Below are 19,488 nucleotides of genomic sequence, written 5' to 3'. Positions count from 1 at the left end.
CTTACCACGGGACCTCCAGCTCGGCCTCGGGAAAGGCCAGGGGGGAGACCCTTTCCCCAGGCTTCACCCAGATCTGTTCCCGGTAGTGGTCGCCCTCCGGGGTACGGAAGAGGAGAAGCCGCCCCCCCAGGAGGTCCTGCACCCAGACCTCCGGCACCCCGGCCTTGGCGTAAAGGGGGACTTTCTTGGTGAGGTCATACTCTAGGGAAGCGTCCGCCACCTCCACCACAAGGAGGACATCCTCGGGATGCGGCAGACGGTCGCGGTAATCCCCAGGCCGAAGCAGGACGAGGTCGGGTTCCAGGTAGGTGTCCGGGGGAAGGACCAGGGGGCCTTGCACCTGGACGTAGACTTCAGGGAGGCTAGAGAAAACCCGGTTCCAGCGGTTCACGGTATAGGCGTGCCGAGGACCTATAGGCGCCATCTGGTAGACCTCCCCCTCGAGGAGCTCCACCCCCTTCTCCGGCAGGGGAAGCCTCAGGAACTCCTCCAGGCTAAAGCGGTAGGGCCGGACCATACCCCTACTTTAGCAGGGTGAGGAGGACGGCTTTGGCGGTGTGGAGACGGTTTTCCGCCTGGTCAAAGACGCGGCTTCTGGGCCCGTGGACCGCTTCCTCCGTGGTTTCCTCCCCGTAGTGGGCGGGGAGGCAGTGGAGGAAAATCCCATCCGGGCGGAGGAGCCCTAGGAGGTCCCCGTTGACCTGGAAACCCTGGAAGTCCCTGAGGCGCCTCTCCCGCTCCGCCTCCTGGCCCATGCTGGTCCAGACATCGGTGTAAAGGACATGGGCCCCTAAGGCGGCCTCCTTGGGATCGTGGGTGAAGAAGGCGCCCGCCTTGCGCATGAGGGAGGGGTCCGGCTCGTACCCCTTAGGGGTGGCCACCCGCACCCTCAGGCCCACCAGGGGGGCCACCTCCAGGAGGGAGTTCAAGACGTTGTTTCCGTCCCCCACCCAGGCCACCTCGAGGCCCTCCCACCCCCCAAAGGCCTCCTTCAGGGTGAGGAGGTCGGCCAGGGCCTGCAGGGGGTGGGCCCGGTCGGAAAGGGCGTTCACCACCGGCACCTTGGCGTGTTGGGCCAAGGCCGCCACGGTCTCGTGCCGAAAGACGCGGGCGGCGATCCCCTCCACGAAGCGCTCCAGGTTCTTGGCGATGTCCTTCACCGGCTCCCTTTCCCCGATGCCCACCTGCTTCTGGTCCAGGTAGACCGCATGCCCCCCCAGGTGGACCATGGCCACCTCGAGGGTGGTGCGGGTGCGCAGGGAGGGCTTCTCAAAGAGGAGGGCCAGGACCTTCCCCGCAAGGTCCCTTCCCCGGTAGGCTTCCTTCTTCAGGCGCTCCGCCAGGGCCAAGAGGGCCTCGAGCTCCTTGCGCCCATAGGCGGAAAAATCCAAGAGGTCTTTGGGCCGGGTGAGGGCGTCTCCCGCCATGAGGCCTATAGCATACCCCAGGCTTGCAAAGTTATGCAAGGCCTAGGCCCGGCCCCAGGGCACGTGGAGCAGGGGCAGGGGGCTCACGAAGGGCTCCGCGTAATCCACCCCCAGGTAGTTCCCCCAGTACTGCCGCATGGCCTTTCGGGCCTCCACCCCCTTGGGCCCCACGGTCTCGCTGGCGGCCTCGCCGGAAAACTGGCTCTTATAGGCCAGCACCGCCTCCTCCCACCGGTCTATGAAGGCGGAGATCTTCACCAGAAAGCTGGGGGTGAAAGGATGGTTGCCCGGGTAGAAGAAGAGGCGCTCCACCCGGAAAGGCTCCCCCTCCAGGGGGGCCTTCTTGAGGCCCGCCAGGTGGACCGCGGCCACCGCCAGGCGGCTTGCCGCGGTGTGGTCGGGGTGGCGGTCGGCCTCGAGGGGGGCGAGCACCACCTTGGGCCTAAGCCGCCTTAGGGCCTGGGCAAGCTCCAATCGTTGTGCCAGGACGTCGGCAAGCCCCCCGTCGGGAAGCCCCAGGTTGCCCCTATAGTCCAGCCCCAGGATCCGGCTTGCCTCGGCCACCTCCCTAGCCCTTTCCTCCGGGGTGCCCTTGGAGCCCATCTCCCCCCGGGTGAGGTCCAGAATCCCCGTGGAAAGCCCCTCCGCCTTGGCCCGGGCGAGGGTTCCGCCGCAGCCCAGCTCCCCGTCATCGGGGTGGGGGGCGATGACCAACAGATCAAGCATTCTCCTCCTCCAGGATCCGCCGAAGCTCCCCCGCCAGCGCCGGAACCTTGCGCGCCACGACATCCCAAAGCGTGGCGTCGTCCAAGGCGAAGTAGGCGTGGGCCAAAACATCCCTCAATCCGGCGATTGCCCGCCACTCCACCCAGGGATAGCGGGCCCGAATGGAGCCCGGCACCTTCTCCGCCGCCTCACCAAGGACTTCCAGGTTACGAAGCACGGCATCGTAAACCAGCTCGTTTCGGACGAAGGCGTCAAAATCAAGGCCCTCGGTATAGCGCATGACCTTTTCGCAAGCCTCCAGCGTATCCCGAAGGAAAAGCCAATGGCTACGCGACACGGACGGCCTCCCTCAACACCTCGGACGCCGCCCAAGGCTTCAGGGCTCCCTTCATCACCAAGTCCACAGGCCGCCCAAGGAGGCTCTCCAAAAACTCTTTCACCCGCCAGTAGCCTTCAAAGCCCGGGGGAGCGAGAAAAACCACCAGCAGGTCCACATCGCTTCCAGGCCGGGCCTCACCCCGGGCCAAGGAGCCGAAGAGGTAGAGCTCCGCTACCCCCAGGGCGCGCAGCTCGGGCCAGCGGGACCGGAGCAGGGCCAGGACTTCCTCCTTCTGCACGCCTCCAGTTTAGCGCGCCTCCACCCGCTCCCCCAAGCGCCGCTCCGTGCCCTCTTGGAGGCGCTTGAGGTTTTCCCGGTGGGTCCAGAAGATGAGGAGGGCCATGAGGAAGACCGTGGCCACCTCCCAAAGGGGGCGGCCCAGGGCCAAGGAGAGGACAAAGGCGGCCACGCCCCCGGTCATGCTCCCCGCCGAGACATAACGGGTGAGGAGCATGACGGAAAGCCCAAGGGGCAGGGTCCAGAGGGCCAGCACCGGGTCCAAGACGAGGAGGGTGCCGAAGCTGGTGGCCACCCCCTTCCCCCCCCGGAAGGCCAGGAAGACCGAGTAGTTGTGCCCCAGCACCGCCATGAGGGCCACCCCGCCCAGCATCCACTCCGAAAGCCCGAAGGCCCGGGCCACGAGGACGGCAATCCCTCCCTTGAACACGTCAAAGAAGGCCACCACCAAGGCAGGGCCCCAGCCCAAGGTGCGGAGGACGTTGGTGGCCCCGATGTTCCCCGAGCCCACCTTGCGGATGTCCACCCCGTAGGTCCTGGCCACCAGGACGCCCGCGGGGATGGAGCCGAAGAGGTAGGACAAAAAGAGGATCAAGAGCACCGCCACCATGCCAGGGCATTTTACCCCCCCATTTGGGGGATGTCTTGGAGAAGCCCTGCGGGGTACACGTAGATTAGGGGGGTCAATGGTGGGAAAACGAGGTCTTACAGTTATAGAGCTGCTTGTCGTCATCGGTGTGCTGGCCGTGGTCCTCGGCCTGGTGGGGTCCAACCTTTTGGGATTCCGCCGCCAGCTGACCTTGGAGGATGCCGCCAATACCTTCGCCCAAGACGTGCAAACCTGCCGCACCAACGCCCTATCTTGGGGGGACAACTGTCGCATCCGCATCGTGGGAAGCCAAAGCTACGTGGTGGAGAGGAAAACAGACCCCGCCTCGTATTCTGTGGTGCTCACGCGAAGTTTGCCCCCAGGGGTAAGTTTCGCCAACGTCTCCGCGGGGGCGTGGTTGGAATTCGATCCCCGCACGCTCCTCAGCACCAGCGCAAGTTTCCCCACCACGGGAGCAGGGGTGGTAGCCCCAGAGGTCCGGTTGACCAACGGCACCAAGACCTTTAGGCTAATCCTCTCCATGACCGGGGCCGTAAAGACGGCGTCCTTGTGAGGAGGCGGAATGAGGCGCTCGCATGGTCTCACCTTGATCGAAACGCTGATCGCCCTGGCGGTCCTGGGGTTGGTGGCCGGGGCCTTTACCACCAGCGTAGTTTCCAGCCTGCGGATGAACAGCGACGACCGAATAAGGGCGCGGGCCATAGCCGCGGCGGAAACGTGGCTCGACCGGTTCAGGGCCAAAAGCCTGGACTTCACCGCCTTCATCACCGCGCAGAGCTACCCATACGGCTACGACTATGCGGGAGATCCGGTGTTCGTGGCCGCGGGAGATCCAAACCCGGCGGTGCTGAACCAAGAATGGGGACCTTTTCGCTTCACGGTGCGGACCCGGAGCTTCTCTTCCTCTCCCCAGGTATGGACCGTAACCGTGACCACGTTCTACCGCAAGACGGGAGGAGGTGAGGCTAGTTTTGTGCTCAGCACGCTCGTCTACCAATAGAGCAGGATTCACCCTAGTGGAGCTCCTTGTGGCCCTGGCCATCCTTGGGGTTCTCTCCACCCTGACCCTTAACGTCTTTACCCAATCCCTCTATTACAAGCGGCACGAGGACCTCCGGTTGAAGACCCAGCAGAACCTTAGGGCAGCGCTGCACTACATCACCCAGGACCTACGGTCGGGGGCCTACCTGCACGTGTGGCACCAGAGCCCCTGTGACGACACCAAGCCGTGCAGTAACCACACCCAGGTGGCCATCGTGGGCCTAACCGGGGAGTCTTCCCCTGTGGCCGAACCCCCGGGAAACAGCTTCACGAACTCGGCGGAGACGGGGATCTGCGATGCCCGCTCCTTTGCGGTGGGGGACCTGGCCCTCCTCTACAACGGGGGCCAGGTGCAGCTCCTGCGCATCACCCAGCGCCAGCTCCTGGCCAACTACGCCCAAGCCTGCTCCGGTCCTCCAAACCCTAACCGCGACAAGGTTCAGCACAACGATGACAAGATCTCGGGCCAGTGGACGAGCAGCGCCTACCTCTTTAAGGTGGACCTGGCCACGTATGTCGTGCGGGACGACCCTTTGGAGGCCGGCCGAAAGGTCCTCTACCGCATGACGGGCTACGATGGCACCGGAACCCAGGGGGCGGGCATCGTGGCCTTTGGGATCACGGGCCTGGAGGTCTGGTACGGGGTGCCGGAGGACCCCAACGCCCTGTCCTCGCGCCTGGTCTTTTACCCCACCCTAGAGGATGCCACCGGTGCCTTTAGTACCCAAGGCTATACGGCCACGCCGGGCGGCAGCAAGTATATCGGCACCCTGGTGCGGGCCGTACGGGTCGCCTTGACGGGGCAGAGCCCCGGGAACCTTCCCGGAAAGAGCACACCTGATACCTTCACCGTCACGGAGACCGTGGAGCTGAGGAGGTGAGATATGCACCGTAAAGGTGTCGCACTCATTGCGGTCTTGGTGGTGGCCGCCGTGATGACCCTTGTGGGAAGCCTGCTCTTCATGGGCACCTTGGGGGACCTGCGACAGACCAGGTCCACCCTCCAGGCAGCCCAGGCGCGGGCCGCCGGCGAGGCAGGGCTCGTCTACGCGCGCTACGCTATGGAGATCGCCCGTGGGGACATCAAGGCGATCCTCGCCCCGAAGATGAGCCTCACGGCCAACCCGGCCACGGACTGGGTGATTCCCGAGAGCGAGTGGCCCGGCATCACCACGGCCATCCAGGGCCTCCTCAACGGAAGCTACGGGGCCGTCCCGGCCGGGGCCGTGGACCAGGGCCAAGCCTCCTTGCGCTTTACCGTGACCCGCTTCCGGGGCAACACCAAAGCGGCCACGGCCCAGACTTACCGGGCGGACTACGTGGTGGTCTCCACCGGACAGGTGGGCGTTGCCCGGCGCCGCGTGGAGGAGAAGGGCTACTTTGAGGTCCAGCTTGGCCGTCCTTCCCTGTCCCAATGGCTTTTCCTGGTAGACGACGCGGGCGGAACAACCGGCTTCTTCCCCACGGGCGCGGTCTTCAACGGCCCGGTCCACGCCAACCACAACTGGGGGTTCTGGGGCAGGCCCGTTTTCAAGGACGTCGTCAGCACCAGCGACGATGGGGCCTGGTACTGGCGCCTCTCCGGGGACGGGTGCACGGGAAGCAGCCGCATCTGGGTCAGGGGAGACTCCCGGCCCCCCTGCACCGTACCCGATTTCCAGAAGGGCTTTCTCCGCAACCAGCCCTTGGTGGAACTGCCCACCTCTACGCTTTCCCAGCAGCGGGCCGCCCTGGGCATGGACCCCGCAGACACCTCCACGCCGTCCGCCCGCGACATCTGCTTCGCCCTGCGCCTCCACAACCCTCCTGCCAAGAACTGCAACAGCGACCCCTCCGTGCCTGAGGGTGTTTACCTCGTCAACGACGGTACCGGCGTCAAGGGGGGCATCTACGTCCAGGGAAATGTGGACCAGCTCGTCCTCCGGGCCACGGGAACGGGGCAGCAGGTCTACACCTTCAAGCAGGGGAGCAGCACCTGGGTCATCACCGTGGACTACACGGCGAACACCACTACCGTCACCAAGAACGGTGCCTCCGTCGGGACCTACGCCGGTACTCCGAACGGCCCCGCGCCCCTGGGCACGGGGGGACCGACTGGCCAGATCTACGTGACAGGCGAGGTCAAGAGCCTGCAGGGGCCCCCCCGCACCGGTTCCCCCCCCTGCGGGGTGGACTATCCGGGGAGTTCCGACAACTGCCCGGACCACCCACCTCCTACCCAAATCCCCCCGGCCCTCTCCAAGGAGACCCAGCTCCACATCACCGCCGTAGGCGCCATCGGCCTCACGGGGGACCTGGTCTACGAGTGCGACCCCACCAAGGTGACCGATGCCACCTACCTTGCCAGCAGACCTAGGTGTGCCTTAGGTGCAGGGGAGAGGCTATCCACGGTCCTTGGGGTGATGTCCCAAACCAGCGACATCGTGATTGAAAATAGTCCCATTAGGGCTCCTGACAACCTCTACCTCTGGGGTTCCTACCTCTCCGGGGCCTCGGGGAGGGGTCTTGCCGTGGAGAACTACAGCGGCCGCGGTAGGCAGGGCAAGCTGCGCCTCTTCGGCGGGCTCATCCAGTCGGCCGACCAACTGCGGGGCACTGTAACCTCTGGGGGGAACCTCACCTCGGGCTACATGGAAACCTACGATTTCGACCTTCGCTTCGCCGACAGCGCTCTGGCCCCACCCAACTTCCCCACCGTCCGGATCTTCGATGTCCAAAAGGTGCAAGCCACCCCCCTCTCCTTTAGGGAGTTCTGACCGGGGTCAATCCATCGCTTAAGCCCGCCATCCCGGCCGCCCGCCTTCCGCAACCCAAGGGACAGAGGTTAAGTGCCCCACCGCGGCCTTCGCCGCGGTGGGGCTACCAAAGAACACACCGACGGTCCATAGTGGAAGCCGTATGCAGGCACGCCAAGGGGAGGGCGATTAGCTGCTCGCCGAGGTGTAGCCCCTCAGGGCCAGGCGGAAGAAGGCCCGGGAGAGGCCGAAGAGTACCCCCGCCATCCCCAAGGCCAGAAGCGGGGCCCGCCCCTGGCCCAAAGCGGCCTCCGCGGGCACCGTGGTGAGAAAGGCCACGGGGACCACGAAGGTGAAGAAGACCCGATAAAGGGCCGGGTAGCTGGATATGGGAAAGCGCCCGGCTTCCAGAAGCCCCCTCAGGACCTCGGTCACGTTGTAAATCTTCACGAACCAGATGCTGGTGGTGGCCAGGAGAAACCAGAGGCTGTAGAGCATGAGGGCCCCGAGGAGGAAGTAGAGGGCGAAGAGGGCGTAGTCCCCAAGCCCGAGGCCAAGCCGCTTCCCCGCGTAGAGGAGTAGCCCCATCCCCAAAAGAAAGTCCCCCAGGCCCCAGGGGGAGAAGGCCCGCAAGGAGAGCCAGAACTGGGGGTCTATGGGCTTGAGGAGGACGAAGTCCAGGGTGCCCTGCTGCACGTGCTCCACGATCTTGTTGAGGTTGGGGGCGAGGAGGGTGCTCCCCACGCCCTGAAGCAGGGTGAAGGCGGCGAGGACCAGAAGGGCCTCCTCAAAGGCCCACCCCCCCGGCCGGTACCCCCCCTGGTAGAGGAGGTAAAGGCCGAAGAGGGCCCCGAGGAGGGTGAGGGCCGAGGAGAGGAGCCCCAGGAGGAAGTTGGCCCGGTATTCCATCTCCGCCGCCAGGCTGGTGAGGAAAAAGAGCCTGAGCACCCGCAGGTAGCGCACCCTCCCAAGGTAGACTTGAAGGCATGGCGGGCGCAAGCCCCATCGTCCTGGCGAAAGACCTCACCCGGCACTACCGGGTGGCCCTCAAGGAGCCCACGCTTCTAGGCACCCTGCGCCACTTCCTCCGCCGCCAGTACCGCACGGTGCGGGCGGTGGAGGGGGTCTCCTTCGGGATCCTTCCCGGGGAGGTGGTGGGGTTCCTGGGCCCGAACGGGGCCGGGAAGACCACCACCCTGAAGATGCTCACGGGCCTCGTCCACCCCACCCGGGGGCAGGCCCTGGTGGCGGGACACGTCCCCTGGCGGCGGGAGAAGGCCTTCCTGAAGAAGATCACCCTGGTGATGGGCAACAAGCAGCAGCTCATCTGGGACCTGCCGGCCACGGACACCTTCCGCCTGAACGCCGCCATCTACGAGATCCCGGAGGCCGAGTTCAGGAGGCGGGTCCTGGAGCTTGCGGAGATGCTCGCCCTCACGGAGAAGCTCCACCAGCCCGTGCGCAAGCTCTCCTTGGGGGAGAGGATGAAGGCGGAGCTCTTGGCCGCCCTCCTCCACCGTCCCCAGGTCCTCTTCCTGGACGAACCCACCCTGGGCCTGGACGTGAACGCCCAGGTGGCGGTCCGGGACTTCCTCCGGGAGTACAACCGGCGTTTTGGCGCCACCATCCTCCTCACCAGCCACTACATGGCGGACATCGCCGCCCTCTGCGAGAGGGTTCTCGTCATCCACCAGGGGAGGCTCCTCTACGACGGGGCCCTGGAAGGGCTTTTGGCGCGGTTCGCCCCTTACCGGGAGGTGGGGCTCACCCTGAAGGCCCCCATGCCCCGGGAGGCCCTCCTCCCCTTCGGGGAGGTGCGGGAGCTGGAGGGCCGGGAGGCGCGGCTATTGGTTGCCCGGGAAAGGCTCACGGAGAAGGTGGCGGAGATCCTGAGGCGGCTTCCCGTGGAGGACCTGGAGGTGCGGGAACCCCCCTTGGAGGAGGTCATCGCCCGGGTCTTCCAAAACCCCCTTCCGGTGGAGGAAGCGTGAGGAAGGCCAAGACCCTCCTAAGCGTCTACCTGGCCTACATGCTGGAGTACCGGGCGGAGCTCTTCCTCTGGGCCCTGGCCGGGGTCTTGCCCCTCATCCTCCTCGGGGTCTGGACGGAGGCGGCGAGGGGCGGGGACTTCCCCTTGACCCCGGGGGAGTTCGCCCGCTACTTCCTCATGGTCTTCCTGGTGCGGCAGGCCACGGTGGTCTGGGTGGTGTGGGAGTTTGAGCGGGACGTGGTGGAGGGAAGGCTCTCCTTCCGGCTCCTGAGGCCCCTGGACCCCTTCTTCGAGCACCTGGCGGCCCACACCGCCGAGCGCCTGGCCCGGCTTCCCTTCGTGGTCCTCCTCACCCTCCTCTTTTTCCTCCTCTTCCCCGAGGCCCGCTTCACCCCAGAGCCCAAGGCCTTTCTCCTGGGGCTTCTCCTCACGGCCCTGGCCTTCCTCCTCCGCTACGCCATGCAGTACGCCACCGCCATGCTCACCTTCTGGACGGAGCGGGCCACCAGCGTGGAGGAGGTCTTCTTCCTCCTCTACCTCTTCCTCTCGGGCACCATCGCTCCCCTCGAGGTCTTCCCCGAGCCCCTAAAGGGCCTCGCCCTCCTTACCCCCTTCCCCTACCTGGTCTACCTGCCCGCCGCCCTCCTCGCGGGGCAGGAGGTGGCCTTGTTCCCGGGGCTATGGGTGATGCTCCTTTGGGGCGCGGCCTTCCTCCTCTTTGGGCGGCTCCTTTGGCGCCTTGGCCTCAGGCGCTACGCGGGGCACGGGGCATAATGGAGGCATGGCCACCCGCTACCGCTTCCGGGTAGAGGAGTTTGAGCGGGCCTTCCAGGGGGTGCCCCGCGTGGAGCTCCTCCGGGGAGAGGTCTACCGGATGAGCCCCATCGGACCCAAGCACGTGCACAAGGTGGCGCAGTTGGATGCCAGGCTTCAGGAAGCCCTGAGGGGAAAGGCCGTCATCCTCGTTCAGTCCCCCCTCCGCCTCTCCGAGGACTCCGAGCCCGAGCCGGACCTCATGGTGCTTAAGCCCCCTTTGGAGCCCTACCAGGACCGCCTCCCCACCCCGGAGGACGTCCTCCTCCTGGTGGAGGTGGCCGATACCTCCTTGGCGTTTGACCGGGAGGTGAAGCTTCCCCTCTACGCCGAGGCGGAAATCCCCGAGGTCTGGCTCGTGAACCTCCAGGAGGACCTTCTGGAGGCCCACCGCGACCCCCGGGGCGGACGCTACCGGGAGATCCGCCTCCTCTCCCCCGAGGAGATGGCCGCGCCCCTCGCCTTCCCCGAGGTCAGGCTCCCCTGGGCGTAGCCACCGGGTAGAGGAGGGCGTAGGCGTACCCATCGGTGAGGGCCTTGAGGGAGGCCTCGAGGATGTTCTCGCTCGCCCCCACGGTGGCGAAGCGTTCCTCCCCCCGCCTCATCTCCACCATCACCCGCACCCCGGAGTTGGTCCCCGCCTCCCGGCCCGAGAGGATGCGCACCTTGTAGTCGGTGAGCTCCACGTCCGCAAGCTCGGGGTAGAACTGCAAAACGGCCTTGCGGAAGGCCCTATCCAGGGCGGAGACGGGGCCGAAGGGGCTTTCCGCGGCGGTGTGCTGCAGGCTCTCCCCCACCCTAACCCGCACCGTGGCCTCGGCCCAGGCGGTGTCCAGGCCCCTTCCGTGGACGAAGACGCTAAAGCCCTCCACGCTAAAGGGAAGGGCCCCGCCCTTCAAGCGGTGGGCCAGGAGGTAGAAGCTGGCCTCCGCCCCCTCAAAGGCGTACCCCTCGTACTCCAGGACCTTCACCTCCTCCAGAAGGCGCCTGGCCTCCTCCTTGGAGAGGTCCACCCCCAGGGCCTGGAGCTTGGCGAGAAGGTTGGAGCGGCCCGCAACGTCCGAGACCAGAAAGCGCCTTTGGTTCCCCACCCACTCCGGGGGGATGTGCTCGTAGGTGCGGGGGTTCTTGAGGACGGCGGAGACGTGCACCCCCGCCTTGTGGGCGAAGGCCGCCTCCCCCACGTAGGGGGCGCGGCGGTTGGGGGGCAGGTTGGCCCTTTCGTCCACGAAGTGGGAGAGCTCCCTGAGCTCCCTCAGCTTTTCCGGGGAGATGGCGGGGATCCCGTACTTGAAGACCAGGGTGGGGAGGAAGCTGGTGAGGTTCAGGTTGCCGCACCTTTCCCCGTAGCCGTTGATGGTGCCCTGCACGTGGGTGGCCCCGGCCCGCACCGCCGCGAGGGCGTTGGCCACGGCGAGGTCCGCGTCGTTGTGGGGGTGGATGCCCACCCGGACCCCGGGAAAGCGCTCCACCACCGCCTTGGTGACGGCGTAGACCTCCTCGGGGAGGCTCCCCCCGTTGGTGTCGCAGAGGACCAAGGTGTCGGCCCCGCCCTGGAGGGCCGCCTCGAGGGTGGCGAGGGCATAGGCGGGGTCCTCCTTGTAGCCGTCAAAGAAGTGCTCGGCGTCGTAAACCACCCGCTTGCCCCTCCCCGCGAAAAAGGCCACGGTGTCCCCGATCATGCGGAGGTTCTCCTCCAAGGAGGTCTCCAGGGCCTCCAGCACGTGGAGGGTCCAGCTCTTGCCGAAGAGGACCACCACGGGGGTTTCCGCCTCGAGGAGGGCCACGACCGAGGGGTCCTCCTCCGGGGAAAGCCCCTTCCTCCGGGTGGCCCCGAAGGCGGCCAGCCTTGCCGCCCCCAGATCCACCCCCTTCATGCGGGCGAAGAACTCGGCGTCCTTGGGATTGGAGCCGGGCCACCCCCCCTCGATCAGGTGGATACCGAAGGCGGCGAGGCGCCTGGCGATGGCCACCTTGTCGTCCACGGAGAGGCTTACCCCTTCCCCTTGGGTGCCGTCCCTTAAGGTGGTGTCCAGGATTTCTACCACTTCTGCCCCCCTAGGTCAAACCCATAGGCCACTTCCCAGAGCTTAGCCCCACCCAGCTCAATCTCCCGCTCCCCCAGGAGCACCCCGCCCAGGTGCTCGTAGAAGCCCCGTCCCAGGGAGTTCTCCTTGAGGACCCAGACCAGCATCCGCCCATAGCCCTCTGCCTGAAGCAGCCGGGCTCCCTCGTGGAACAAGGCCCGCCCCAGGCCCTTACGCTGCCAGGTGGGAAGAACGTAGATGGCCCAAAGCTCCGCGGTGTAGCCGGGAAAGCCGGAAGCCCTATCCGGCCCAAAGGCAGCGAAACCCACCACCTCCCCGGCCTCAGCCACGAAAAGCCGGCCGGGCCAGGTGGGGTCTCTCAGCCCCCGGGCCCACCGGTCTGCTTGCCCTTCGTAAGAAAGCTCCTCCAGGAAAGCCTCCGGCACCACGCCCCGGTAGGTGGCCCGCCAAGTATCCACCAGGACCTGGGCCACCCCAGGGAGGTCCCCTAGCCCGGCCCTGCGGATCCGCACCACGAACGCCCCTCCTTGTCCAGAACCACCTCCTGGATGAGCATGAGGGCCCCGCCCTGGCTCAAGAGCCTGTCCCGCTCGTCCTGAAGGTCGCGGGCCAAGCAGGGAAGAATGCCCCTGTAGAGGGCTAAAAGTCTCTGGGCCTCGGCGTCTTCCAAAGCCTCGAGGCGCTGCTCCAACCGCCCCACCGCAGCCCTGAGCTCCCCCAGGCCCACCATGGCCCCTCCTACGAACCCCCTCCCCTAGACCCCCCGGTGCACCTCTTCGATGGAGGGCGGGTGCCGGGTGGCCAGGCCCGAGGCCAGCTTCCCGGCGGCGTCCAGGAAGGCCAGGGCGCTGGCCTCGATGATGTCCGGGGAGACCCCTACGCCCACCGCCTGGAGCTCGCCGAGCCTGAGGCGCACCGTCACCTGGCCCAGGGCCTCGGTGCTCCCGGTGATGGCCTCCACCCGGTAAAGCTCCAGCTCGGGCCTGAAGCCGATGGCCTCTTGGATGGCCTTGTACACCGCATCCACCGGCCCGTCCCCCGTGTGGGTGGAAACCCGCTCCCCGTCCGGGGTCTTCACCTTCACCGTGGCCGTGGGCAAAAGCCCCGAGCCGGAGAAGAACTGCACGTGTTCCAGGCTGAAGAGGTGGGAGGCGGGCTGCCTTTCGCTTTCCACCAGGGCCTGGAGCTCCTCGGCGGAGAGGGGCCCCTTCTTCTCCGCGATCTCCTTGAAGCGGGCGAAGAGCCCCTTGAGCTGGTCCTCCGTGAGGTCCTTGTAGCCCAGGTCCTCGAGGGCCTTTTTAAAAGCCGCCCGGCCCGAGTGCTTGCCGAGGACGAGGACGGCGGGACGCCGCCCGATGAGCTCCGCGTCCATGATCTCGTAGGTGGACCGGTGCTTGAGGACCCCGTCCTGGTGGATGCCGGATTCGTGGGCGAAGGCGTTGTCCCCCACGATGGCCTTGTTGGGGGGAACGGGCATCCCGGTGTAGCGCTCCACCAGGCGGCTTACCCGGTAGATCTCCTTGGTGTTGATCTGGGTCCTGGCCTTGTACCAGTCCCGGCGCACGTAGAGGGCCATGACCACCTCCTCCAAGGAGGTGTTGCCCGCCCGCTCCCCGATGCCGTTGATGGTGCACTCCACCTGCCCCGCCCCGTTCTCAATGCCCGCCAGGGCGTTGGCGGTGGCCAGGCCCAGGTCGTCGTGGGTGTGGGTGGAGATGACCACGTCCCTTCCCCGCACCACCTCGTCCCGGATCCGGCGGATGAGGGCCCCGTACTCGCCGGGGGTGCCGTAGCCCGTGGTGTCGGGGATGTTGATGGTGGTGGCCCCCGCCGCGATGGCCACCTCGTAAAGCCTTTTGACGAAGTCCCACTCCGCCCGCATCACGTCCTGAGCGGAAAACTCCACGTCGTCCACGTACTTCTTGGCGTAGCGGACCATCTGGTCCGCCATCTCCAAGACCTCCTCCTCGGTCTTCTTCAGCATGTACTGCAGGTGGACCTTGGAGGCGGAGGTGAAGACGTGGATGCGGGGCCTTTCCGCCTTCTCCAGGGCCTTGGCCGCCTGGTCGATGTCCAGGGTGTGGGTGCGGGCGAGGGCCGCGATGATGGGGCCCTTGACCTCGCTGGCGATGCGCCGCACCGCCTCAAACTCCAAGGGCCCGGATACGGGGAAGCCCGCCTCGATGATGTCCACGTTGAGCCGGGCCAGGGCGTGGGCGATCTCCAGCTTCTGGTCCAGGGAAAGGGCCACCCCTGGGCTCTGCTCCCCGTCGCGAAGCGTGGTGTCAAAGATCCGGATGTGCCGCTCTTCCATCCTCATCCCTCCCTAAAAGCACAAGGCCTCCCCCAAGGGGAGGCCAAAGAAGCCCCTCTAACCTACCTCCTCCAATACCCTTGCCCGCAGGAAGGGCATCATGGCCCTAAGCCTCGCCCCCACCTCCTCAATGGGGTGCTCCTTCCACCGCTTGCGGTAGGCCTCCAGAACCGGGCTTCCCACCTGGTTCTCCAGCATCCACTCCCGGGCGAACTCCCCGGTCTGGATCTGCCGCAGGATCTCCCGCATGCGGCGCTTGGTCTCCTCCACGGGCACGGCCACCTCCCCCCGGGTGTAGTCCCCGTACTCGGCGGTGTTGGAGATGGAGTAGCGCATCCCCTTAAGCCCCGCCTCGTAGATGAGGTCCACGATGAGCTTCACCTCGTGGACGGTCTCAAAGTAGGCCATCTCCGGAGGGTAGCCCGCCTCCACCAGGGTCTCAAACCCCGCCTGGATGAGGCGGGTGAGCCCCCCGCAGAGCACCGCCTGCTCCCCGAAGAGGTCGGTCTCGGTCTCGTCCTTGAAGGTGGTGGGGATAACCCCGGCCCTGGCCGCCCCGATGGCCTTGGCGTAGGCGAGGGCGGTGGGGAAGGCGGCGCCCGAAGCGTCCTGGTGGACCGCCACCAGGGCGGGGACCCCGCTTCCTTTAACGTACTCGCTCCGCACCAGGTGGCCCGGGCCCTTCGGAGCCACCATCCAGACGTCCAGGTCGCGCCTGGGCTTGATCTGGCCAAAGTGGACGTTGAAGCCGTGGGCGAAGGCCAGGGCCGCCCCCTCCTTGAGGTTGGGCTCGATCTCCTCCCGGTAAACCTTCCCCTGGATCTCGTCGGGGAGGAGGACCATGACCACGTCCGCCTCCCGCACCGCCTCAGGCAAGGGCAGAACCCGAAGCCCCGCCCCTTCCGCCTTGGCGAAGCTCTTGGAGCCGGGCCTGAGGCCCACCCGCACGTCCACCCCCGATTCCTTGAGGTTCAGGGCGTGGGCGTGCCCCTGGGAGCCGAAGCCCAGGACGGCCACCTTCTTCCCGAGGATGAAGCCCAGGTCCGCGTCGTGCTCGTAGTAGATCTTCATACCGCCTCCCGTTTTTCCCTGACCTTAAGGGTCCTCTCCCCGCGGCTCATGGCCACCGCCCCGGTGCGCATGACCTCGAGGATCCCGTAAGGCCTGAGGGCCTCGATGAAGGAGTCTATCTTCTTGGAGTCCCCGGTGAGCTCCAGGATTAGGCTCTTCTGGGCCACGTCCACCACCCGGGCCCGGAAGGCCTCCTGGATGTCCTTCACCGCCAGGCGCTCCTCCACCCCGGCCACGTGGACCTTGACCAGGGCGAGCTCCCTTTCCACGTGGGGCTCGGAATGGTCCGTGACCTTGAGCACCTCAATGAGCCGGTTCAGCTGCTTCTCCACCTGCTCCAGGGTATGGTCGTCCCCGGACACCACCAGGCTGATGCGGGAAAGGCCGGGCACGTGGGTGGTGCCCACCGCCAGGCTCTCCAGGTTGAACCCCCTCCGGGCGAAGAGGCCCGTGATGCGGTTCAGGACCCGGGGGTGGTCCTGCACCAAGACGGAGATCACGTGCCTCACGCCTCCACCTCCTCCCGCTCCGCCGGGTGCTCCAGGATCATGTCCTCGGCCGCGCCCCCCGCGGGGATCATGGGGAAGACTCCTTCCTCGTGGTAGACCTTAAACTCCGCCACCACGGGGCCATCCGCGTTCAAGACCGCCTCCACCCCCCGCATGAGGTCCTCCTTGCGCTCCACCCGCACCCCCCTGATGCCGTAGGCCTCGGCGAGCCGGGCGAAGTCGGGGTTGGAGTCGGCCAGGTAGACCTCGGAATACCGCTTGGCGTGGAAGAGGTCCTGCCACTGCCGCACCATGCCCAGGTAGCCGTTGTTCAGGATCACCACCTTCACGTCCAGGTGGTACTTGACCAGGGTGGCGAGCTCCTGCAAGGTCATCTGGAAGGAGCCGTCCCCGTCAAAGTCAATGACCAGCTCCCCGGGGCGGGCCACCTTGGCCCCGATGGCGAAGGGCAGGCCCACGCCCATGGTGCCGAGGCCCCCCGAGGTGAGGAAGCTCCTCGGCCTGGTCACGGGGAAGAACTGGGCGGCGAACATCTGGTGCTGCCCCACCCCGGTAGTGACGATGGCGTGGCCCCCGGTGGCCTCGGCGAAGGCCCGGATCACCTCCTGGCTCTGCAGGTGGGGCTTGGGCCTATAGCGCAAGGGATAGCGGGTGCGCCACTCCTCCAGCTCCCGCCACCAGGCGGCCAGGCGCAGGGGCTTGGCCCCTTTCACCAGCTCCCGGAGCACCAGCCGGGCGTCCCCCACGATGGGGATGTGGGTGCGCACCACCTTGCCGATCTCGGCAGGATCTATGTCCACGTGGATGATGGTGTGGGCGTGGGGCGCGAAGCGGGCCACCTTCCCCGTGACCCGGTCGTCAAAGCGGAGGCCGATGGCGAGGATCACGTCCGCGTGGTGGATGGCCCGGTTGGCGGCCACGGTGCCGTGCATGCCGGGCATCCCCAGCCACAGGGGGTGGTTCCCCGGGAAGGCCCCGAGGCCCATGAGGGTGGTGATCACCGGCAGGCCCGTCTTCTCGGCGAAGGCCAGAAGCTCGGCGTGGGCCTGCTGGGCCCCGCCCCCCACCATGAGGATGGGACGCTCCGCCTTTTCCAAAGCGTCCCAGGCCCGCTCGATCTGCTTGGGGTGGCCCCTCAGGGTGGGCTTGTAGCCGGGAAGGTCCAGGGCCACGTCAAAGCTTCCCGTGAACTCGGCGAGCTGCACGTCCTTGGGGAGGTCGATGAGCACCGGGCCCGGCCTGCCCGTGGCGGCGATGTGGAAGGCCTCCCGCACCACCCGGGGGATGTCGTTCACGTCCTGCACCAGGTAGTTGTGCTTGGTGATGGGCATGGTGACCCCGGTGACGTCGGCCTCCTGGAAGGCGTCGGTGCCGATGAGGGCCCGGGGCACGTTGCCCGTGATGGCCACCACCGGGGTGGAGTCCATCAGGGCGTCCGCCAGGCCCGTGACCAGGTTGAGGGCCCCGGGGCCCGACGTGGCCATCACCACCCCCACCTTGCCGCTGGCCCGGGCATAGGCGGTGGCCGCGTGCACCCCGCCTTGCTCGTGCCGCACCAGGATGTGGCGGATGGGGCTGTCGTAGAGGGCATCGTAGGTGGGCATGATGGCCCCGCCCGGGTGGCCGAAGATCACCTCCACCCCCTCCCGCTCCAACGCCTTTAAGAGTGCCTCCGATCCCTTCATCTCCCCCTCCTAAACCAAAACCCCCCGGGTTCTCCGGGGGGTTTACGGATGCGCCAATGCGCTACACCCTACCCCCCGCTGGTCCTACGATTAGGACCAGGCCTAGGGATAGGGAGAGGCCAGCGCGCATCTTGGGCCTCATCCTAGCCCTCCCCGCGGAGGGTGTCAAGAGCCAGGCGCCGGGCGATGGCGGAGAGGGCAGTCTTGGCGTGCTCCCGCCCGTTCTCTATGAACACCGAGCGGGTTTCGGGCCCGAAGGCGCAGGAGCCGATGGCGAAGAGGCCCCGCAAGGAGGTCTCGAACTCCGGGGAGAGCACGGGCTTCTCCTCCCGGTACGCCACCCCCGCCTCCCGCAAGAGGCGGTCCTCGGCCCGGTAGCCGATGAGCACCAGCACGAAGTCGGCTTCCAGAAACACCCTTCCCTCGGGCCGCCTCAGGAAAAGCCCCTCCTCGCCGATGGCCTCCACCTCCGCCTCCATCACCGCCCGGATGCTCCCCTCCATCACCCGGTTTTCCAGGTCGGGAAGGAGCCAGTACTTCACGCTGGGGCGGACCCACTTTCCCCGGTGGACGAGGGTCACCTTAGCCCCGCCCCGGTAGAGGTCCAAGGCGGCCTCCACCGCGGAGTTGGACCCCCCCACCACCGCCACCCTCTGCCCGAAGAAGGGGGCGGCCTCCTCGTAGCGGTGGAGGACGTGGGGGAGGTCTTCCCCGGGGACGCCCAGGCGATTGGGGTTGCCGAAGTAGCCCGTGGCCACCACCACGTACCGGGCCAGGTACGCCCGCTCTCCCCGGCGGCCTCGAGCCCGCACCCGGAAGGCCCCCTCCTCCCCCTTCAGGCCCAGGACCTCGGTGTAGGCTTCCAGGCAGAGCCCTTCCCGCTCCGCCACCCGCTGGTAGTAGAGGAGGGCCTCGAGGCGGGTGGGCTTGGGCCCCTGGGACACCAGGGGGTGGCCCCCGATCTCCAGGTTCTTGGCCTCGGAGAAGAAGACCATCTGCCGGGGAAAGCGCCGGATGGTCTCCGCCACGGTCCCCCGCTCCAGCACCAGGTGGGAAAGGCCCAGGCGCTTGGCCTCCAGGGCCGCGGCGAGCCCCACCGGCCCCGCCCCCACCACGAGCACGTCCACCATGCCCTTAAGTCTAAGGGCCGTGTAGACTCTTCCCCATGGAGTGGCTCACCCATCCCGAGGTCTGGATCGCCTTTCTCACCCTCACCGTGCTGGAGGTGGTGCTGGGCGTGGACAACGTGATCTTCATCAGCATCCTGGCCTCCAAGCTCCCCAAGGAAACGCAGGACCGGGCCCGGGTGGTGGGCATCTCCCTGGCCGCCGTTACTCGCATCCTCTTCCTCCTCTCCATCGCCTGGATCATGGCCCTGAAGAAGCCCCTCTTCGCCCTCCTGGGCCACGAGGTCACGGGCAAGGACCTGGTGCTCATCGCCGGGGGGCTTTTTCTCATCTACAAGTCGGTGAAGGAAATCCACGAGAAGCTGGAAGGGGAGCCGGGCCACGCGGTGAAGCGGGTGGCCCCCTCCTTCGCCTCCGTGATCGGGCAGGTCCTCCTTTTGGACGTCGTCTTCTCCATAGACTCCGTGATCACTGCCGTGGGCCTCACCTCCCACGTGCCGGTGATGGTGGCGGCCATCCTCACCTCCGTGGCCATCATGCTCCTGGCCTCGAGGTCCATCTACGCCTTCGTGAACCGGCACCCCACGGTGAAGATGCTGGCCCTCTCCTTCCTCCTCCTCATCGGCTTCACCCTGGTGGCCGAGGGCACCGGGGTGCACATCCCCAAGGGCTACGTGTACTTCGCCATGGGCTTCGCCGTCTTCGTGGAGTGGCTGAACCTCCGGGCCGGGCTCAGGGGCAAGCCCGTGAGGCTCCACGACCCCTACCAGGAATAG

At 66.8% G+C, this 19,488-nt stretch carries 23 protein-coding genes; 8 read left to right on the top strand and 15 right to left on the bottom strand.

Features of this window, described 5'->3' with window-relative positions; all coding sequences use genetic code 11:
- Position 1: 1 nt before the first annotated feature.
- From ACYQ0J_RS04115 to plsY, 6 genes are read right to left on the bottom strand one after another with little or no spacing between them, the layout of a single operon-like run.
- Entirely contained in the window at positions 2-517 is a 516-nt protein-coding gene (locus ACYQ0J_RS04115; RefSeq protein ID WP_460170907.1) for a Uma2 family endonuclease, read from the bottom strand.
- A 4-nt stretch (positions 518-521) separates the two neighbouring features.
- On the bottom strand, positions 522-1,427 hold the full coding sequence (gene argF / locus ACYQ0J_RS04110) for an ornithine carbamoyltransferase (protein WP_460170906.1): 906 nt from the start codon (positions 1,425-1,427) through the stop codon (positions 522-524).
- A gap of 42 nt (positions 1,428-1,469) precedes the next feature.
- Positions 1,470-2,153: a bacillithiol biosynthesis deacetylase BshB1 gene (gene bshB1, locus ACYQ0J_RS04105; protein ID WP_460170905.1), complete on the bottom strand. Its 684-nt coding sequence runs from the start codon at positions 2,151-2,153 to the stop codon at positions 1,470-1,472.
- Positions 2,146-2,433, bottom strand: a complete 288-nt coding sequence (locus ACYQ0J_RS04100) for a HepT-like ribonuclease domain-containing protein (protein WP_460170904.1) — start codon at positions 2,431-2,433, stop codon at positions 2,146-2,148. The genes bshB1 and ACYQ0J_RS04100 overlap by 8 nt, the downstream gene beginning before the upstream one ends.
- A 46-nt stretch (positions 2,434-2,479) precedes the next feature.
- Positions 2,480-2,770, bottom strand: coding sequence for a nucleotidyltransferase family protein (locus tag ACYQ0J_RS04095; protein ID WP_460170903.1), 291 nt, complete (start codon positions 2,768-2,770; stop codon positions 2,480-2,482).
- Positions 2,771-2,779: 9 nt separating this feature from the next.
- The gene (gene plsY / locus ACYQ0J_RS04090) at positions 2,780-3,379 is read right to left on the bottom strand and encodes a glycerol-3-phosphate 1-O-acyltransferase PlsY (RefSeq protein ID WP_460170902.1); all 600 of its coding nucleotides are present in this window, start codon (positions 3,377-3,379) and stop codon (positions 2,780-2,782) included.
- A gap of 127 nt (positions 3,380-3,506) precedes the next feature.
- Between plsY and ACYQ0J_RS04085 the strand changes: the two genes are divergently transcribed.
- The 4 genes from ACYQ0J_RS04085 to ACYQ0J_RS04070 are packed head-to-tail and all read left to right on the top strand — an operon-like array spanning position 3,507 to position 7,176.
- Entirely contained in the window at positions 3,507-3,932 is a 426-nt protein-coding gene (locus ACYQ0J_RS04085) for a prepilin-type cleavage/methylation domain-containing protein (RefSeq protein ID WP_460170901.1), read from the top strand.
- A 9-nt stretch (positions 3,933-3,941) separates the two neighbouring features.
- Entirely contained in the window at positions 3,942-4,379 is a 438-nt protein-coding gene (locus ACYQ0J_RS04080; RefSeq protein ID WP_460170900.1) for a type IV pilus modification PilV family protein, read from the top strand.
- Positions 4,339-5,301 (top strand): PilW family protein, encoded by a 963-nt coding sequence (locus ACYQ0J_RS04075; RefSeq protein ID WP_460170899.1) that lies wholly within the window; start codon positions 4,339-4,341, stop codon positions 5,299-5,301. The genes ACYQ0J_RS04080 and ACYQ0J_RS04075 overlap by 41 nt, the downstream gene beginning before the upstream one ends.
- A 3-nt stretch (positions 5,302-5,304) precedes the next feature.
- Positions 5,305-7,176 (top strand): DUF4900 domain-containing protein, encoded by a 1,872-nt coding sequence (locus ACYQ0J_RS04070; RefSeq protein WP_460170898.1) that lies wholly within the window; start codon positions 5,305-5,307, stop codon positions 7,174-7,176.
- 168 nt (positions 7,177-7,344) lie between these two features.
- Here ACYQ0J_RS04070 and ACYQ0J_RS04065 read toward each other — a convergent pair whose 3' ends face one another.
- Complete coding sequence (locus ACYQ0J_RS04065; RefSeq protein WP_460170897.1) at positions 7,345-8,118, bottom strand: ABC transporter permease; 774 nt, start codon at positions 8,116-8,118, stop codon at positions 7,345-7,347.
- Between the two features lie 23 nt (positions 8,119-8,141).
- Between ACYQ0J_RS04065 and ACYQ0J_RS04060 the strand changes: the two genes are divergently transcribed.
- The 3 genes from ACYQ0J_RS04060 to ACYQ0J_RS04050 are packed head-to-tail and all read left to right on the top strand — an operon-like array spanning position 8,142 to position 10,451.
- Positions 8,142-9,146 (top strand): ABC transporter ATP-binding protein, encoded by a 1,005-nt coding sequence (locus tag ACYQ0J_RS04060; protein WP_460170896.1) that lies wholly within the window; start codon positions 8,142-8,144, stop codon positions 9,144-9,146.
- Positions 9,143-9,919: an ABC transporter permease gene (locus ACYQ0J_RS04055; protein ID WP_460170895.1), complete on the top strand. Its 777-nt coding sequence runs from the start codon at positions 9,143-9,145 to the stop codon at positions 9,917-9,919. Before ACYQ0J_RS04060 ends, ACYQ0J_RS04055 begins: the two co-directional genes overlap by 4 nt.
- A gap of 7 nt (positions 9,920-9,926) precedes the next feature.
- A complete protein-coding gene (locus ACYQ0J_RS04050; protein ID WP_460170894.1) occupies positions 9,927-10,451 on the top strand; it encodes a Uma2 family endonuclease in 525 nt (174 codons plus the stop codon).
- Here the strand turns inward: ACYQ0J_RS04050 and cimA are convergent.
- The 8 genes from cimA to ACYQ0J_RS04010 form a co-directional block, all read right to left on the bottom strand.
- Positions 10,432-12,006: a citramalate synthase gene (gene cimA, locus ACYQ0J_RS04045; RefSeq protein ID WP_460170893.1), complete on the bottom strand. Its 1,575-nt coding sequence runs from the start codon at positions 12,004-12,006 to the stop codon at positions 10,432-10,434. The two genes, ACYQ0J_RS04050 and cimA, sit on opposite strands and share 20 nt — an antisense overlap.
- Positions 12,000-12,518: an N-acetyltransferase family protein gene (locus ACYQ0J_RS04040; RefSeq protein ID WP_460170892.1), complete on the bottom strand. Its 519-nt coding sequence runs from the start codon at positions 12,516-12,518 to the stop codon at positions 12,000-12,002. Before ACYQ0J_RS04040 ends, cimA begins: the two co-directional genes overlap by 7 nt.
- The gene (locus ACYQ0J_RS04035; RefSeq protein ID WP_460170891.1) at positions 12,494-12,736 is read right to left on the bottom strand and encodes a hypothetical protein; all 243 of its coding nucleotides are present in this window, start codon (positions 12,734-12,736) and stop codon (positions 12,494-12,496) included. Before ACYQ0J_RS04035 ends, ACYQ0J_RS04040 begins: the two co-directional genes overlap by 25 nt.
- A 24-nt stretch (positions 12,737-12,760) precedes the next feature.
- On the bottom strand, positions 12,761-14,320 hold the full coding sequence (locus ACYQ0J_RS04030; protein ID WP_460170890.1) for a 2-isopropylmalate synthase: 1,560 nt from the start codon (positions 14,318-14,320) through the stop codon (positions 12,761-12,763).
- A 57-nt stretch (positions 14,321-14,377) separates the two neighbouring features.
- Entirely contained in the window at positions 14,378-15,391 is a 1,014-nt protein-coding gene (gene ilvC, locus ACYQ0J_RS04025; RefSeq protein ID WP_460170889.1) for a ketol-acid reductoisomerase, read from the bottom strand.
- Positions 15,388-15,900: an acetolactate synthase small subunit gene (gene ilvN / locus ACYQ0J_RS04020; protein WP_015716745.1), complete on the bottom strand. Its 513-nt coding sequence runs from the start codon at positions 15,898-15,900 to the stop codon at positions 15,388-15,390. The genes ilvC and ilvN overlap by 4 nt, the downstream gene beginning before the upstream one ends.
- On the bottom strand, positions 15,897-17,585 hold the full coding sequence (gene ilvB / locus ACYQ0J_RS04015; protein WP_460170888.1) for a biosynthetic-type acetolactate synthase large subunit: 1,689 nt from the start codon (positions 17,583-17,585) through the stop codon (positions 15,897-15,899). Before ilvB ends, ilvN begins: the two co-directional genes overlap by 4 nt.
- 143 nt (positions 17,586-17,728) lie before the next feature.
- Positions 17,729-18,715, bottom strand: coding sequence for a YpdA family putative bacillithiol disulfide reductase (locus ACYQ0J_RS04010; protein ID WP_460170887.1), 987 nt, complete (start codon positions 18,713-18,715; stop codon positions 17,729-17,731).
- Between the two features lie 35 nt (positions 18,716-18,750).
- On the opposite strand from ACYQ0J_RS04010, the gene ACYQ0J_RS04005 reads away from it, so the two are divergent.
- A complete protein-coding gene (locus ACYQ0J_RS04005) occupies positions 18,751-19,488 on the top strand; it encodes a TerC family protein (protein ID WP_460170886.1) in 738 nt (245 codons plus the stop codon).

The organism is Thermus sp. FJN-A, from assembly GCF_054655095.1.
The sequence above is the reverse complement of the archived record's forward strand: the minus strand, read 5'-3'. Positions and strand labels throughout refer to the sequence as shown.

Coding starts and splice junctions, on each gene's coding strand:
- ACYQ0J_RS04115 (WP_460170907.1), bottom strand. CDS start 517: ATGGTCCGGCCCTACCGCTTTAGCCTGGAGGAGTTCCTGAGGCTTCCC.
- argF (WP_460170906.1), bottom strand. CDS start 1,427: ATGGCGGGAGACGCCCTCACCCGGCCCAAAGACCTCTTGGATTTTTCC.
- bshB1 (WP_460170905.1), bottom strand. CDS start 2,153: ATGCTTGATCTGTTGGTCATCGCCCCCCACCCCGATGACGGGGAGCTG.
- ACYQ0J_RS04100 (WP_460170904.1), bottom strand. CDS start 2,433: ATGCGCTATACCGAGGGCCTTGATTTTGACGCCTTCGTCCGAAACGAG.
- plsY (WP_460170902.1), bottom strand. CDS start 3,379: ATGGTGGCGGTGCTCTTGATCCTCTTTTTGTCCTACCTCTTCGGCTCC.
- ACYQ0J_RS04080 (WP_460170900.1), top strand. CDS start 3,942: ATGAGGCGCTCGCATGGTCTCACCTTGATCGAAACGCTGATCGCCCTG.
- ACYQ0J_RS04070 (WP_460170898.1), top strand. CDS start 5,305: ATGCACCGTAAAGGTGTCGCACTCATTGCGGTCTTGGTGGTGGCCGCC.
- ACYQ0J_RS04060 (WP_460170896.1), top strand. CDS start 8,142: ATGGCGGGCGCAAGCCCCATCGTCCTGGCGAAAGACCTCACCCGGCAC.
- ACYQ0J_RS04050 (WP_460170894.1), top strand. CDS start 9,927: ATGGCCACCCGCTACCGCTTCCGGGTAGAGGAGTTTGAGCGGGCCTTC.
- ACYQ0J_RS04035 (WP_460170891.1), bottom strand. CDS start 12,736: ATGGTGGGCCTGGGGGAGCTCAGGGCTGCGGTGGGGCGGTTGGAGCAG.
- ACYQ0J_RS04030 (WP_460170890.1), bottom strand. CDS start 14,320: ATGGAAGAGCGGCACATCCGGATCTTTGACACCACGCTTCGCGACGGG.
- ilvC (WP_460170889.1), bottom strand. CDS start 15,391: ATGAAGATCTACTACGAGCACGACGCGGACCTGGGCTTCATCCTCGGG.
- ilvB (WP_460170888.1), bottom strand. CDS start 17,585: ATGAAGGGATCGGAGGCACTCTTAAAGGCGTTGGAGCGGGAGGGGGTG.
- ACYQ0J_RS04010 (WP_460170887.1), bottom strand. CDS start 18,715: ATGGTGGACGTGCTCGTGGTGGGGGCGGGGCCGGTGGGGCTCGCCGCG.
- ACYQ0J_RS04005 (WP_460170886.1), top strand. CDS start 18,751: ATGGAGTGGCTCACCCATCCCGAGGTCTGGATCGCCTTTCTCACCCTC.